This is a genomic window from Stenotrophomonas sp. AR029, assembly GCF_047520695.2.
Taxonomy (GTDB): Bacteria; Pseudomonadota; Gammaproteobacteria; order Xanthomonadales; family Xanthomonadaceae; genus Stenotrophomonas; species Stenotrophomonas sepilia.
The window spans coordinates 754592-767828 of record NZ_JAXBQQ020000002.1 but is presented as its reverse complement, the minus strand read 5'-3'; the positions used below and the strand labels follow the sequence as shown (position 1 = coordinate 767828).

General features: G+C 67.9%; 14 protein-coding genes. 8 read left to right on the top strand and 6 right to left on the bottom strand.

Translation table 11 applies throughout. The features are described from left to right. The first annotated feature begins 16 nt into the window (after nucleotides 1-16). Together ACM0PB_RS10070 and ACM0PB_RS10065 are read left to right on the top strand one after the other, a co-directional pair. Nucleotides 17-1558: a TerC family protein gene (locus ACM0PB_RS10070; protein ID WP_065186008.1), complete on the top strand. Its 1542-nt coding sequence runs from the start codon at nucleotides 17-19 to the stop codon at nucleotides 1556-1558. A gap of 102 nt (nucleotides 1559-1660) precedes the next feature. Next, nucleotides 1661-2797, top strand: a complete 1137-nt coding sequence (locus tag ACM0PB_RS10065; RefSeq protein WP_065178141.1) for a metallophosphoesterase — start codon at nucleotides 1661-1663, stop codon at nucleotides 2795-2797. Between the two features lie 137 nt (nucleotides 2798-2934). Here ACM0PB_RS10065 and ACM0PB_RS10060 read toward each other — a convergent pair whose 3' ends face one another. The 5 genes from ACM0PB_RS10060 to ACM0PB_RS10040 form a co-directional block, all read right to left on the bottom strand. After that, nucleotides 2935-3573, bottom strand: coding sequence for a ferric reductase-like transmembrane domain-containing protein (locus ACM0PB_RS10060; protein WP_065178140.1), 639 nt, complete (start codon nucleotides 3571-3573; stop codon nucleotides 2935-2937). 82 nt (nucleotides 3574-3655) lie between these two features. Next, complete coding sequence (locus ACM0PB_RS10055) at nucleotides 3656-4390, bottom strand: HvfC family RiPP maturation protein (RefSeq protein ID WP_414604652.1); 735 nt, start codon at nucleotides 4388-4390, stop codon at nucleotides 3656-3658. Further along, nucleotides 4383-5228 (bottom strand): HvfB family MNIO-type RiPP peptide maturase, encoded by an 846-nt coding sequence (locus ACM0PB_RS10050; RefSeq protein WP_065178138.1) that lies wholly within the window; start codon nucleotides 5226-5228, stop codon nucleotides 4383-4385. The genes ACM0PB_RS10055 and ACM0PB_RS10050 overlap by 8 nt, the downstream gene beginning before the upstream one ends. Before the next feature lie 56 nt (nucleotides 5229-5284). Then, a complete protein-coding gene (locus tag ACM0PB_RS10045; RefSeq protein ID WP_005415660.1) occupies nucleotides 5285-5761 on the bottom strand; it encodes an HvfA family oxazolone/thioamide-modified RiPP metallophore in 477 nt (158 codons plus the stop codon). Nucleotides 5762-5861: 100 nt separating this feature from the next. Then, nucleotides 5862-6506 carry an HvfX family Cu-binding RiPP maturation protein gene (locus ACM0PB_RS10040; protein ID WP_005415661.1) on the bottom strand — a complete coding sequence of 215 codons (645 nt, stop codon included), beginning with the start codon at nucleotides 6504-6506 and terminating at the stop codon, nucleotides 5862-5864. Between the two features lie 342 nt (nucleotides 6507-6848). Here ACM0PB_RS10040 and ACM0PB_RS10035 point away from each other — a divergent pair, with 342 nt between their 5' ends. The 5 genes from ACM0PB_RS10035 to ACM0PB_RS10015 all read left to right on the top strand — a co-directional run bounded on the left by ACM0PB_RS10035 (nucleotide 6849) and on the right by ACM0PB_RS10015 (nucleotide 11744). Next, complete coding sequence (locus tag ACM0PB_RS10035; protein WP_005415662.1) at nucleotides 6849-7643, top strand: alpha/beta fold hydrolase; 795 nt, start codon at nucleotides 6849-6851, stop codon at nucleotides 7641-7643. A 3-nt stretch (nucleotides 7644-7646) separates the two neighbouring features. Then, nucleotides 7647-8192, top strand: a complete 546-nt coding sequence (locus tag ACM0PB_RS10030; protein WP_414604651.1) for a redoxin family protein — start codon at nucleotides 7647-7649, stop codon at nucleotides 8190-8192. Nucleotides 8193-8249: 57 nt separating this feature from the next. Continuing rightward, nucleotides 8250-8990 (top strand): response regulator, encoded by a 741-nt coding sequence (locus ACM0PB_RS10025; protein ID WP_005415664.1) that lies wholly within the window; start codon nucleotides 8250-8252, stop codon nucleotides 8988-8990. Then, entirely contained in the window at nucleotides 8987-10300 is a 1314-nt protein-coding gene (locus ACM0PB_RS10020) for a sensor histidine kinase (RefSeq protein WP_235649511.1), read from the top strand. The genes ACM0PB_RS10025 and ACM0PB_RS10020 overlap by 4 nt, the downstream gene beginning before the upstream one ends. A 184-nt stretch (nucleotides 10301-10484) precedes the next feature. Next, a complete protein-coding gene (locus ACM0PB_RS10015) occupies nucleotides 10485-11744 on the top strand; it encodes an MFS transporter (protein WP_065186004.1) in 1260 nt (419 codons plus the stop codon). A gap of 4 nt (nucleotides 11745-11748) precedes the next feature. Here the strand turns inward: ACM0PB_RS10015 and ACM0PB_RS10010 are convergent, their stop codons facing one another. Next, a complete protein-coding gene (locus ACM0PB_RS10010; RefSeq protein ID WP_005415667.1) occupies nucleotides 11749-12696 on the bottom strand; it encodes a nucleoside hydrolase in 948 nt (315 codons plus the stop codon). A gap of 152 nt (nucleotides 12697-12848) precedes the next feature. Between ACM0PB_RS10010 and ACM0PB_RS10005 the strand changes: the two genes are divergently transcribed. Beyond that, the gene (locus ACM0PB_RS10005; protein WP_065196562.1) at nucleotides 12849-13181 is read left to right on the top strand and encodes a hypothetical protein; all 333 of its coding nucleotides are present in this window, start codon (nucleotides 12849-12851) and stop codon (nucleotides 13179-13181) included. The last annotated feature ends 56 nt before the right edge of the window (nucleotides 13182-13237 follow it).

Here is a 13237-nt window from a genome sequence, read left to right as displayed (position 1 = left end):
ACGAAACGGACCTGAAATGGAATGGTTGACTGACCCCTCGATTTGGATGGGCCTTGCAACCCTGGTCGTGCTTGAGATCGTGCTCGGCATCGACAACCTGGTGTTCATCGCGATCCTTGCCGACAAGCTTCCGCCCCACCAGCGCGACCGCGCGCGGGTGATCGGCCTGGCACTGGCCCTGCTGATGCGGCTGGTGCTGCTGGCGGCGCTGGCCTGGATCATGAAACTGACCGCGCCGCTGCTTACGCTGTTCGAGCACAGCTTCTCCGGGCGTGACCTGATCCTGCTGGGCGGTGGCCTGTTCCTGCTGTTCAAGGGCACCATGGAGCTGCACGAACGGCTGGAAGGCCGCGCGCACCACGAAGACGGCAAGAAGGTCTACGCCAGCTTCGCAATGGTGGTGGCGCAGATCGTGGTGCTCGATGCGGTGTTCTCGCTGGACTCGGTGATCACCGCGGTCGGCATGGTCGACAACCTGGGCGTGATGTATGCCGCCGTCACCATCGCGATGGCGCTGATGCTGCTGGCGAGCAAGCCGTTGACCCGCTTCGTCAACAAGCATCCCACCGTGGTGGTGCTGTGCCTGGGCTTCCTGCTGATGATCGGTTTCAGCCTGGTGGCCGAGGGCCTGGGCTACAAGATCCCGAAGGGCTACCTGTACGCCGCGATCGCCTTCTCGATCCTGGTCGAGGCGTTCAACCAGTGGGTGCGTTTCAATCGTGAGCGCAACGAGCGCCGCCAGCCGTTCCGCCAGCGCACCGCTGATGCGGTGCTGCGCATGCTCGGGGCGCGCCCGGCCAACGGCCATTCCGATGACGGCGTGGACGAGCCGGTAGATGCCGAAGAGCGCCTGCAGCCGGCCGAGCACGAGATGATCCGTAGCGTGCTCGGCCTGGCTGACCGTCCGGTGTCGAGCGTAATGACCGTGCGCGCCGATGTGCAGTGGATCGACCTGGCGCGGGGCCAGGAGGATGTGGTGGCCCGCCTGGTGGCATCGCCACACACCCGGCTGCTGGTGGGCGATGGTGACCTGGACAGCCTGCGTGGCGTGGTGCAGAGCCGCGACCTGCTGGCTGACCTGCTGCAGGGCAGGCCGCTGCAGCTGGAAGGCAACCTGCGCGAGCCGCAGTACGTGCTGTCCAGCGCCAGTGCGCTGCAGGCGCTGGAACTGATCCGCCAGCATCCGGTACCGCTGGCGGTGGCGGTGGATGAGTACGGCAGCGTGGAAGGCCTGGTGACCGCCAACGATCTGCTGGCGGCGATTGCCGGCGATCTGGTCGATACCCAGGACGAGCGCTATGGCGTGGTCGCGCAGGGCGAGGACCAGTGGGAGGCCGACGGTGCGCTGACCCTGGACGACCTGCAGCGGCTGACCGGCGTATCGCTGCCACGCAGTGCCGACTACATGACCATCTCCGGGCTGGTGCTGGAGCAGCTGGGCCGGCTGCCGGACACCGGCGATGCGGTGGAGGTGGCGGGTGTGCGCATCACCGTGCTGGCGATGGAGAAGCGCCGCATTGCCCGCCTGCGGGTGGAACACCTCGACCAGCCGTTGTAGAGCCGAGCCCATGCTGGGCTTCGGGGATGCAGCCCAGCATGGCTCGGCTCTACACAACATGGCCCGCAGCCGTCACCATGGCGGGCCCGCTTTCTGTCATGGATGGTTGCAGTGCTGAGTACGATCGGTTTGTTGATGGGCCTGTATGTGGCCTGGCGCCTGTTCTGGCCGCTGCGCATGCCCATCGGGTTGAAGGTCGTGCTGTCGCTGCTGATGGTGGCTGTGGCCGTGCAGCTGCGCATCGTGGCGACCTTTTGGGGCACGATGGCGTCGCCGGAAATTCCGAAACTGGCCATCGCCACGCTGGCCACCGGCTCCACGGCGGTGCTGCTGCTGGCATTGGTGATGCTGGTACTGGACGCCGGCCTGCTGGTTTCGCGCCTGCTGCGTTGGCCGCGCATGGTATCGGCCCTGCGTGCACCGCAGCTGCGGCCGGCGGCCGGCGTGCTGGCCCTGCTGGTCAGTGGTTATGGTGTCAGCCAGGGCATGGCAGTGCCCCAGCCGCGGCAGATCGAGGTGAGCATTGCCGGGCTGCCAGCGGCGTTCGACGGCTATCGCGTGCTGCAGCTGACCGACATCCATGCCAGCCGCCTGCTTACAGGTGACTGGGTGCGCAGGGTGGTGGACCAGGGCAACGCGCTGAAGCCGGACCTGATCGTGATCACCGGTGATCTGATCGACGGCAGCGTCGAGGCCCGTCGCGACGACGCGCGACCCCTGGCCGATCTGCGGGCGCCGGACGGTGTCGTTGCCATTACCGGCAACCACGAGTATTACGCGCAGTACCAGGCATGGATGCAGGCGTTCCGCGCGCTGCACATGCAGGTGCTGGAGAACAGTCATTTGCAGGTACGACGCGGCGATGCGGCGCTCACCATCGCCGGTGTCACCGACCCGGTGGCGGCACGCTACGGCCTGCCGCTGCCGGATCTCCAGGCTGCACTGGAGGGTGCCGATCCGTCCGCGCCGGTGATCCTGCTCGATCATCGCCCGCGCAATGCACGCGAGGCGGCGGCGCGTGGGGTGAAGCTGCAGCTGTCCGGGCACACTCACGGTGGGCAGATCATCGGCATGGACCAGCTGGTGAAGCGCGCCAATGGTGGTTTTGTCTCCGGCCGCTATGACGTGGATGGGATGACGCTGTACGTGGGCAACGGTGCGGGCCTCTGGGCCGGTTTCCCGGCGCGCATCGGCGTGCCGTCGGAGATCACCCTGGTGACATTGCGCCGCGCGCCGTGACCTGAAGTGGGGCAGGTCCCTTTGCGCAGGGAGTTCGCTGCCTATCGCGCTGGGATCCCTCTGTAGAGCCGAGCCCATGCTCGGCTGAACCAGAAAGGCAGCCGAGCATGGGCTCGGCTCCACAAGTAACCGCCTCCTCAAGAACTCCGCAGCGGTGGCCGCGCATGCGCATTGCGCCGCAGTGACTGCGCCCGCTTGGCTATCCAGCGCACCACGAAGGCGGTGAACAGCAGGGCCGACGGCACCGCATACCAGAAGTTGCCTGGCACGCGCTTGAAGTACGAGTAGGTGAACACCGCCGCGATGATCCACATGCCGGTCAGGTGCAGGCGACGCCAAGCGGTGGGGCCCATGCGGCGGGCGATCCCCCGATGCGAGGTGATGGCCAGCGCCACGATGGCGATGTAGCCCACCGTGCCCGGGAGGTTGGCCAGCGCGGATCGTGCTGGCCAGAACGCCGGGTTGAGGATGCCGAAACTGGTGATGGCGATGGCATGCAGCAGGTGCGAAAACGCGAAGGACAAACCGACGGTGCGCCGTTCGCGCAGCAGGAACCGGGTGAATGGGCCGGGCAGAAGACTGGCGAACGACGATGCGGTGAACGCCGCCAGGAACAACAGGAACGATGTACGTGCAGTGACCCGTATCGCCGCACGGCTGCCTTCGGCTGCATCGGGATACAGGGCGAAGGCCGCCAGCGCGAATGCGATCAGGACCACGGCCATGGCCACAAACAGGCGCCAGCCGTGCAGGAAGGAAGTGTTGGAAGCAGGCATGGTGAGACCTCGAAGCAGGAATGGGGAGCACCGACCGCTGGCCGGGCGATGAGTGGGTAGCGCCGGCCGCTGGCCGGCACCCTCAACAGTCGTTCGGCACAACCAGCACGCTCGCCGCACACAGCTCGTCCAGTACGGGCGCGCAGGCCGCGCGCAATGCGTCCGTTGCCACGCCATGTGCCTCGGACAGCGCCCGGAGTGCTGCTTCCACAGCTGCGCCGTCGTCACCAAAGATCGATAGCAGCGCGTAGGCCAGCGGCGACAGTTGCTCGACCTGCAGGCTGAAATCGGCGAGGCGCCGGATCAGCAGCAGCGTGGGCGCAGCGCTCGGCACCGGCTCCAGGGCCTCGTCCTCATGCACCGGCCATCGGTAGCCCAGCACCCGCACCAGCGGCGAAACCGCCAGCACATCGCTGCCCTCGGGAACGCTGTGCAGCGACTGCCCGGCGTCACGCGCTTCAATGCGCAGCGACTGCAGCGTGCTCTCGTAGTGCGCAAGTTCCGCTGCCCAGGCCGGGAGTGCCAGCGCGTCCTGCACTGCCAGCCAGGCCGTGAACTCGCCGGCGATCTGTGGGAACAACGGGGTCTGGCAGGCGTGGTGGGCGTAGTAGTGCTCCACTGTGTCGCGCCAGTGTGGCGTGCCCAACTGCTGTTGCAGGCGCGGCAGGCTGCCGGCCAGCAGGGCGTCCAGGCTGTCGATGCACAGGCGGCGGTATACCGCCAGCCTGCCCGCCTCGACGCTGTCGGGTGCGGCCATTGCTGGGTCGCGCACATGATCGGCCCAGCGCCGTTGCAGGGTAGCCAGCGACTCAGCCATGGGCCACCTCGGGCCAGCGTGCCTCGGCTTGCGCCTGGCGGATCTGCGCGACCTCGGCCAGCAACTCCGCCAGCGGCGGAAAGTTGAAGTCGCGTTCGAGCAGCGTGGGGCGCACGCCGACCCGCGCATAGGCCTCGCGCAACAGCGCCCAGACCACGCCTTTCACCGGGGCACCGTGGGTGTCGATCTTGAAGCCATCACCTTCATCGAAATGGCCGGCCACATGCAGCGAGGCAACACGGTGGGACGGCACGCGGGCCAGGAATTCGAAAGCGTCGTAATCGTTGTTGCAGGCGTTGACGAAGACGTTGTTGACGTCCAGCAGCAGGTCGCAGTCGGCTTCGGCGAGCACGGCGTTGATGAAGTCGATCTCGCTCATGTCCGCGCCGGCAACGGCGTAGTAGGAGATGTTCTCCACGGCGATGCGCCGGCCCAGCATGTCCTGCACCTGGGCGATGCGACTGGCGACATGCTGTACGGCTTCGGCGGTGAACGGCAGCGGCAGCAGGTCGTAGACATGTCCGCCGGCGGCGCAGTAGCTCAGGTGTTCGCTGTACAGCTGCACCTGGTGCAGGTCGAGGAAGGCACGGGTCTGTGCCAGCAGGGTGCGGTCCAGCGGATCAGGACCTCCCAGCGACAGCGACAGGCCGTGGCAGGTCAGGGGGTGGCGCTCGCTGAGCTGGCGCAGCGCGGCGCCGTGTGCACCGCCGACGCCGATCCAGTTGTCAGGGGACACTTCGAGGAAGTCGATGGCGCCGGCCGGCATTGCCAGCAGTTCGTCGATCAGGCCACGGCGCAGGCCAAGACCGGCGGCATTGGAGGGCAGGGGCAGGGACATGGCGGATGCTCCAGAGAGAGGGCGCCGCCTTGAAGGCAGCGCCGGTTGGACGTCGATCAATCGGCAACGCGGGAGAACAGGCCCTTCGGCATCGGCTTGCCGTTGGCGGTGTAGACGCTGCGCAGGTAGTCGTGCGCTTCCTGTTCGCTGATGTAACCGTCGTGGTCGGTGTCGATGCGGTCGAACTCGGCGGCACGCTTGGCGGCCACCGCGTTGAACTCGGCACGCGAGACCTTGCCGTCGTGGTCACGGTCGGTGCGGGCAAACGAGGCATCGCCGCACTTGCCTTCGCCACACTGGCCTTCGGCCACCTTGGCCTTGCCGGCGGGCTTGCCGGTGGTGGCCTTGTTGGCCCCGCACTTGCCTTCGCCGCACTTGCCTTCGGCGGCGGCGCCCATGGCGACGGCGCTGATCGCCAGCGGTTGGATCGCTGCGGCCTGGCCGGCCAGCAGCAGGCCACCGGCCAGGGCGATGCCGATGGCACCAATGCGCGGCAGGCGGGAGGAGGGGGTGTTCTTGGTCGAGACGGACATGGTGGTGACTCCTTGGGGATGGCACGCCAGGCGTGCGGGATGGACGCCGCCTGAAGGCGACGGAAACGAAAGGAAGAAGCGCGGGAAGGGGCGAAGCAGGTCAGACGGTGCGACGACGGCGCAGCGCGTAGCCCAGCAGCAGCACGCCACCGAGCAGGGCGCCGCCGAAGCCGACGCCGGGCAACAGCGCGGCAACCGGCAGCAACAGGGCGATCAGGCTGACGCCCCAGCCCAGGCCGTCATTGCCGACGGGGGCATGCTGTGGGCCGGCCAGCAGCCGGTCCACGCTGAGCGCGCCACCGCCGTTGAGGATCAATGGCAGCAGCATGGCCAGGAACAGCAGCGGCAGCTTGAAGTTGCCGTAGCCCTGGTCTGTGATCGCGTAGCCCTGCCAGAGTTCACCCAGGCCGTTCCACTGGTCGGGCCAGTGCACGGCGGCGATGGCGACCACCGTCAACACCCAGAAGACGTAGGCTACCGAGCGCGTGGCCAGGCCGAGCAGCAGCATCACCGCACCCACCAGTTCCAGCCAGGTGGCCAGTTGCCAGTTCAACGATGCGGGCAGGGTGGAGAACGGGAACGGGAAGCGACCTTCCAGGTCGGCGAACCAGTTCTGGCCGCCCAGCTTCTCGCGGCCGGACTCAAAGAACTCCCAGGCCAGCAGGGTGCGCAGCGCCAATGGCGACAGCCAGCGGCCGACGGCGTCCAGGCGGGGGGTATACACGGAAGAGGCGGTGCTGATCATGGTGGTGTCCTGCGGGCCAGTGGTCGATGGAGGCCATTCCAGGCGGTGCAGGTATCGGCAACGTGTGCCGTTGCCCGGGGTTTTGTCAGCGACTGTGGCCGCGACCGGGGTTTCGTACAGTCCGATACAAAGACGATGCGTGGATGCACATCGGGGCGTTGTGCGCACGCGGGCGGGGAACGATGTCCGGCCGGTAGTAGCCGGCCTGGCCCGTCGCGCAAATGTATCCCAGTGTAGAAACCCGCCTGCGCCCTACAGTCCGGTACAACTCCGCGCCACGGAGAAACAGCGCCGATACACCGGCAGGCGGAAATGGCCACTCCCGACACCGGAGTGACACCCATGATCCGTACCTCCTTGCTTGCCGCCGCTCTCGCCCTGGCCGGCGCTGCCGCCCCCGCCTTCGCTACCCAGGCCGATACCGCTGCACCGCCCACCGTCATCCTGGTGCACGGCGCCTTCGCCGATGGCTCCAGCTGGAGCAAGGTCCTCACCACGCTGCACGACTGGAAGGTGCCGGCGGTGGCGGTGCAGAACCCGCTCACCTCACTGGCCGACGATGTGGCGGCCACCCGCCGCGCGATTGCCGCCGCGCCTGGCAAGGTGGTGCTGGTCGGCCACAGCTGGGGTGGCACGGTCATCACCGAAGCGGGCAATGACCCGAAGGTGCAGGCGCTGGTGTACGTGGCGGCCTTCGCACCGGATGCAGGGCAGTCTTCGGCGCAACAGGGCGAAGGCTTCCCGGTCGGGCCGGGCCTGGCCCGGCTGCAGGAGAGGGATGGCTACCTGACCTTGCCGGCCGATGCCATCGCCCAGGACTTCGCCCCGGACGTGATGAAAAAGTCGGCCGCACTGCTGTACAGCACGCAGGTCCCGTTGAAGGCCAGCGCGCTGGGCGAGGTGGTGAACGTGGCGGCCTGGCGCAGCAAGCCGAGCTGGTACGTGCTCAGCCGTGATGACCGCATGCTGTCGCCACAGCTGCAGGCCGCGACCGCACGTCGCATCGGTGCTCAGCTGCAATCGATCGGCAGCAGCCATGTGTCGCTGCTTTCGCATCCGGCGCAGGTGGCCGACAGCATCCTGGAAGCGGCGGGGGTGAAGCCGGTGGAGCTGCCGCTGGCCGAGCAGGGGGGCTGAGCGATGGCCGCACTGCGAGGGTACGCACGGCCGCTGCTGCTGGGCCTGCTGGGCGGAGCGGTGTTGTTGCTGGCATGGCCCAGCCCGGAGGCCGATGCGCGGCCGGCACAGGCCGTTCCCGCCACCGGGTTCGACGGTGGCGGACCCTGGCACAACAGCCCACCGCTCACACTGAAGCAGTTGCGGGGACAGGTGGTGCTGGTCGAGTTCTGGACCTACACCTGCAGCAACTGCCTCAACGTGGCGCCGTATGTCCACCAGTGGCATGCACGCTACGCACCGCAGGGCCTGAAGGTGATCGGCGTGCATACGCCGGAATTCGCCCATGAAGGGTTGCCCGGCAACGTGCGCAAGGCCATCGCGCGGTTGGATATCACCTGGCCGGTGGTGCAGGACAACCAGTACCGGATCTGGAACGCCTGGGGCAACCGCTTCTGGCCCGCGCTGTACCTGCTCGACCGGCAGGGGCGGGTGGTCTACCGCCATTACGGCGAGGGCGACTACGCACGTACCCAAAGCGAGATCCAGCGCCTGCTGGCCAGCCCTTGAGCCGCGCTACCATGGCCGCGCAGCGCGGCCCTGACCTCCGTCTTCATCGAGAACGCAATGAACCATGTACCGCACATCCTGGTCGTCGACGATGACAGCGAGATCCGCCAGATGCTGGCCGACTACCTGCAGCGCAACGGCCTGCGCGTGAGCCAGGCCGACGGTGGCCGGGCCATGCGCGCGCTGATGGATACCCATGCGGTGGATCTGGTAGTGCTGGACGTGATGATGCCGGGCGAGGACGGCCTGAGCCTGTGCCGCAACCTGCGCGCCGGCAAGCATCGTGCGGTGCCGGTGGTGCTGCTGACCGCCCGCGATGACGAAACCGATCGCATCATCGGCCTGGAAATGGGCGCTGACGACTACGTGACCAAGCCCTTTTCCTCGCGCGAACTGCTGGCGCGCATCAACGCCGTGATCCGCCGCACGCAGATGCTGCCGCCGAACCTGCAGGTGAGCGAGGCCGGGCGCCAGCTCGCCTTCGGCGAGTGGCGCCTGGACACCACCGCGCGCCATCTGCTGGATGCGCAGGACACTGCGTATCCGCTCAGTGGCGCCGAGTTCCGCCTGTTGCGCGTGTTCCTCGACCACGCCAATCGGGTGCTTAGCCGTGACCAGCTGCTCAGCCTCACCCAGGGCCGCGATGCCGAACTGTTTGATCGCTCGATCGACCTGCTGGTCAGCCGCGTGCGCCAGCGACTGGGTGACGACGCGCGCGAGCCGACCTACATCAAGACCGTGCGCAGCGAAGGCTATGTGTTCAGCGTGCCGGTGCAGTTGCTGGGGCCAGACGAATGAACACCTGCGCACGCCGTCCACGCTGGCCGCGCACGCTGTCGGCGCGGCTGCTGCTGGTCCTGCTGGGCGGACTCACCCTGGCCCACGCGCTGTCCTTCGGCCTGCTGTTCTTCGAACGCTACCAGTCCACCCGTAGCATGATGCTGCGCAACCTCGACGAGGATGTGGCGGTGAGTGTCGCGCTGCTGGAGCACCTGCCTGTGGCGCAGCGTGAGGCCTGGGTGCCGCGGCTGGAGCGGCGCACCTACCGTTACCTGCTGCGCCCGGCCGCGGCCGGACCAGGGCTGCAGACCGATCGTGCACGCCAGGTCACGGCGATCATCGACGACAGCCTGCAGCACCGCTATCCGTTGCAGGCGCGCCAGGTGGCTCGCCTGCCGGAGCGGTTCGAGGTGGAACTGCGCCTGCACGACGGCACACCCTTGACCATTGAAGTCACTCCGTCGGGCCTGCCGCTGGCACGTTGGCTGCCCGCCGTGCTGCTGGTGCAGCTGGCGCTGCTGCTGGTGTGCGCGTGGTTGGCGGTGCGCCTGGCCCTGCGCCCGCTGCAGCAGCTGTCGCATGCGGTGGAGCATCTGCAGCCGGGCAAGGACGGGCCTGTACTGCCTGAAGATGGCCCTGCGGAAGTGGGCGGCGCGGCGGCTGCACTCAATGCACTGCAGGCACGCATTCGTGGCCATGTCAGTGAGCGCCTGCAGATCCTGGCCGCGATCTCGCATGACCTGCAGACCCCCATCACGCGCATGAAGCTGCGGGTGGAGACCCTGCCTGAAGACAGCACCCAGCAGCGCCTGCTGGCCGACCTCGATCACCTTGGGCAGCTGGTGCGTGAGGGCGTGGCCTATGCGCGCAGCAGCCACGTTGCCGCTGGCGCGCCGGTGTCGATGGACCTGGGCGCGTTCCTCGCCAGTGTGGTCGGCGACTACGAGGACATGGGCAAGCCGGTCACTGGCGGTGCGCCCGCTGGACTGGTCGTGCAGACCTGGCCGCAGCCGCTGCGCCGCGTGGTCGGCAATCTGGTCGACAACGCATTGCGCTACGCCGGCGCCGCCGAGATCGAGGCGGGCCGCGATAAGGCCGGAAGGGTCTGGATCAGCATTTCCGACCGTGGCCCCGGTATTCCCGAGGGCCAGCTGCAGGCAGTGCTGGCGCCGTTCCACCGGCTGGAAAGCTCGCGCAATCGCGATACCGGCGGGACCGGCCTGGGCCTGGCCATCGCGGTGCAGCTGGCGCAGTCGCTGGGCGGCTCGCTGCGGTTGCACAACCGCGAGGGTGGCGGCCTGCGGGCGGAACTGCAGCTGCCGGGCTGAGTTGCCCGGCCTTGTGTTCCAGCAAGGATGCTTCTGCTTCGGCCTTGGCGGTGAGCGCTTCACCGGTCATGAAACTCAGTGCATGCACGCAGCCGACAGCCGATGACCGGCATTTCACCCCGTCCATGCCACGCTGCGCGGAACCTGCCCAACCGGGACCGAGGCTGTTGAAGGCGAACACGCAATGACGGCGGCGCGGCAGCGCTCGATGTGGGTGGCGGGCCTGTCCACGGTGGTGGAGTGGTACGACTTCACCCTGTACCTGTACTTCGCCACGGTGCTGTCGCGGGTGTTCTTCGGCGGTGGCGAGCAGGCGTTGCTGGTGACCTTGGCTGGCTTCGCGGTGTCCTACCTGATGCGTCCGCTGGGCGCGCTGTGCTTTGGTCACCTGGGTGACCGGCTCGGCCGACGCTGGATGTTGCTCGCGTCGATGGCGTTGATGGCAGCGGCAATGCTGGCCACTGCGCTGCTGCCGACCGCGGCCACCGCAGGCGCCACGGCCGGCGTGCTGCTGCTGGTGCTGCGCTGCGTGATGGCGTTCTCGGTGGGCGGCGAATATACCGGCGTGGTGGCGTACCTGCTGGAAAGCGCACCGGCGCGCCGACGCGGCCTGGTTACGTCATTGGCTTCGGCGGCCAGCGAAGTGGGCGCACTGCTGGCGGTGGCGATCTCTGCACTTACCGTCGCGCTGCTGCCCACCGCGCAGCTGGACCGTTGGGGCTGGCGGATTCCGTTCCTCGTCGGCGCCGCGCTTGCGCTGGTGATCCTGATTGCGCGTTCGGGCATGCACGAGTCGCCGGAGTTCGAGCGCCAGCGCCGCGAAGGCAGCATTCCCGCCACACCACTGCGGCATGTGCTGCAGCATCATCCGTTGGCGGTGGCGCGCACGTTCGCGATTTCGGCGCTGGGATCGATCACTTACTACGTGGGCATCACCTATGTGCCTGCATTCCTGCACGCGCAGGGCCACGATGAGGGTGACGCACTGTGGCTGTCGACGATCGCGGCGGTGGCAGTGATCGCGATCACGCCCCTGTGTGGCGCATTGTCGGACCGCATCGGACGACGTCCGGTGTTGTTGGGCCTGACCGTGCTGGCAGCGCTGCTGCCGCTGTCCCTGTTTGCGTGGATGGCACAGGCGACGGCGCTGGGCATCGTGCTGGCGGCGGTGCTGCTGGCCTGCGTGGCCGGCGGTGTAAGCGCGGTGGCGGCCCCGGCCACGGCTGAGCAGTTCCCAGGCGAAGGCCGGGTCAGCGGCCTGGCACTGGGAGTAACAATGGCCACTGCCTTCTTCGGCGGGGCAACGCCATGGCTGGCGCAATGGTGGGTGGAGCGCAGCGGCTGGGCGGCGGCGCCGGGCGCGATGATCGCGCTGGTGGCGGTGCTGGTGCTGCCGGTGCTGTGGACCCTGCCCGAGACGGTCCCGGGCAGGGCCAGGCGCTAGCCGGTCAGACCTTCAGGGTCTGCTCGATGTCGGCCAGTACCGCGGCCGCATCCACACCGATGGCGATCGACTGCACCACGTGGCCGTCCCACACGCTGGGGCCGAATGCCAGGCCTTCCGGCTTGGGAATGGTCATGCCGCGGGCGACGCCGTCGGTGGCCACGCGCACGCTGGCGCGCTCGAACTGGAACAGTTCCGGGCGGGTCAGCGCGATGCACGCGCAGCAGTCATGCACGACCATGCCCTTGTGGCCGGCCTGCAGGTAGAAGTCCACGTAATCCTGCGACAGCGCACGGACCAGCTCGGCGTCGGCACCGCCGATGGTGGCCAGCTTATCCAGGCCGTCACGGTCCATTTCCACGCGGGTGGTCACGTCCAGGCCGATCGCGGTGACTGGCCAGCTGGCGGTGAACACCACGTCGGCGGCTTCGGCATCGCCCCAGATATTGGCCTCGGCGGCCGGGGTGATGTTGCCGTTGACGTGGAAGGCGCCGCCCATGATCACCACGCCGCGTACCAGGCCGGCGATGTCCGGGGCCTGCTGCAGGGCCAGGGCCAGGTTGGTCATGCGGCCGACCGCGACCAGGGTCACTTCGCCCGGATGGGCGCGGACCAGATCGATGATCAGCTGATGGGCCGGGCGGGCATCGGCGGCCACGTCCAGGCTGGCCGGCACCGGGTGGTTGCCCAGGCCGTTGTGGCCGTGGATGTGCACCGGCCACGCTTCCGGGGTGGCTTCCGGCTGCAGCGGGCCATCGGCACCGCGCGCGACCGGGGCGGCGAAGCCCCAGGCCTGCTTCAGGTACAGCGCGTTGTGCGTGGTCGACTCCACCGAGGCATTGCCGAAGGTGGTGGTGACACCGATCAGGTCGATCTGGGCGTGCTTGTGCAGGTAAAGCAGGGCCAGGGCGTCGTCGACGCCCGGGTCGGTATCGAAAATGACTTTCAGCATGTTGTTGTTCTTCTTCTTCCGTGTGGTGCGAGGGGCGCCGGCGGCCACGGGGCAGGCCGGCGCGCCCCCACATTGTCCCATCTTCATGACAGGCAGGGCCATTGCCGGGGTGGCAGGCCATAATGCCTCCAGTCCAGGCATGGAGTCGCCGAATGCTGATCGTTGCCCTTCTGCTGGTCCTGCTGGTGCTGGGCCTGAACGTGGTGGCCACCGTGGTGATCGTCAGGCGTGATGGGCTGTCGGCGGGTGGCCGGACGGTGCAGCTGCTGCTGGTCTGGCTGCTGCCGCTGGTCGGCGCCATCCTGTGCATGGCGGTGGCTACGGCCGATGGCTCCGGGATCCGGGGCGACAACAGTTTCGGCGATGGCTACGATCATCCGGGCGGCCAATCCGGCGACAGCTACAGCCATCAAAGTCACAGCAGCTCCGACTGCAGCAGCGACGGTGGCAGCGGTGACGGCGGCAGCTGCGGTGGTGGCGATTGACGAGATGTTCCAGGATGCCGGCCAGCGGCCGGCACTACCCCGCTGAGGTCACGCCC

Coding starts and splice junctions, on each gene's coding strand:
- ACM0PB_RS10010 (WP_005415667.1), bottom strand. CDS start 12,696: ATGCTGAAAGTCATTTTCGATACCGACCCGGGCGTCGACGACGCCCTG.
- ACM0PB_RS10045 (WP_005415660.1), bottom strand. CDS start 5,761: ATGTCCGTCTCGACCAAGAACACCCCCTCCTCCCGCCTGCCGCGCATT.
- ACM0PB_RS10020 (WP_235649511.1), top strand. CDS start 8,987: ATGAACACCTGCGCACGCCGTCCACGCTGGCCGCGCACGCTGTCGGCG.
- ACM0PB_RS10015 (WP_065186004.1), top strand. CDS start 10,485: ATGACGGCGGCGCGGCAGCGCTCGATGTGGGTGGCGGGCCTGTCCACG.
- ACM0PB_RS10035 (WP_005415662.1), top strand. CDS start 6,849: ATGATCCGTACCTCCTTGCTTGCCGCCGCTCTCGCCCTGGCCGGCGCT.
- ACM0PB_RS10005 (WP_065196562.1), top strand. CDS start 12,849: ATGCTGATCGTTGCCCTTCTGCTGGTCCTGCTGGTGCTGGGCCTGAAC.
- ACM0PB_RS10025 (WP_005415664.1), top strand. CDS start 8,250: ATGAACCATGTACCGCACATCCTGGTCGTCGACGATGACAGCGAGATC.
- ACM0PB_RS10070 (WP_065186008.1), top strand. CDS start 17: ATGGAATGGTTGACTGACCCCTCGATTTGGATGGGCCTTGCAACCCTG.
- ACM0PB_RS10055 (WP_414604652.1), bottom strand. CDS start 4,390: ATGGCTGAGTCGCTGGCTACCCTGCAACGGCGCTGGGCCGATCATGTG.
- ACM0PB_RS10030 (WP_414604651.1), top strand. CDS start 7,647: ATGGCCGCACTGCGAGGGTACGCACGGCCGCTGCTGCTGGGCCTGCTG.
- ACM0PB_RS10050 (WP_065178138.1), bottom strand. CDS start 5,228: ATGTCCCTGCCCCTGCCCTCCAATGCCGCCGGTCTTGGCCTGCGCCGT.
- ACM0PB_RS10040 (WP_005415661.1), bottom strand. CDS start 6,506: ATGATCAGCACCGCCTCTTCCGTGTATACCCCCCGCCTGGACGCCGTC.
- ACM0PB_RS10060 (WP_065178140.1), bottom strand. CDS start 3,573: ATGCCTGCTTCCAACACTTCCTTCCTGCACGGCTGGCGCCTGTTTGTG.
- ACM0PB_RS10065 (WP_065178141.1), top strand. CDS start 1,661: ATGGTTGCAGTGCTGAGTACGATCGGTTTGTTGATGGGCCTGTATGTG.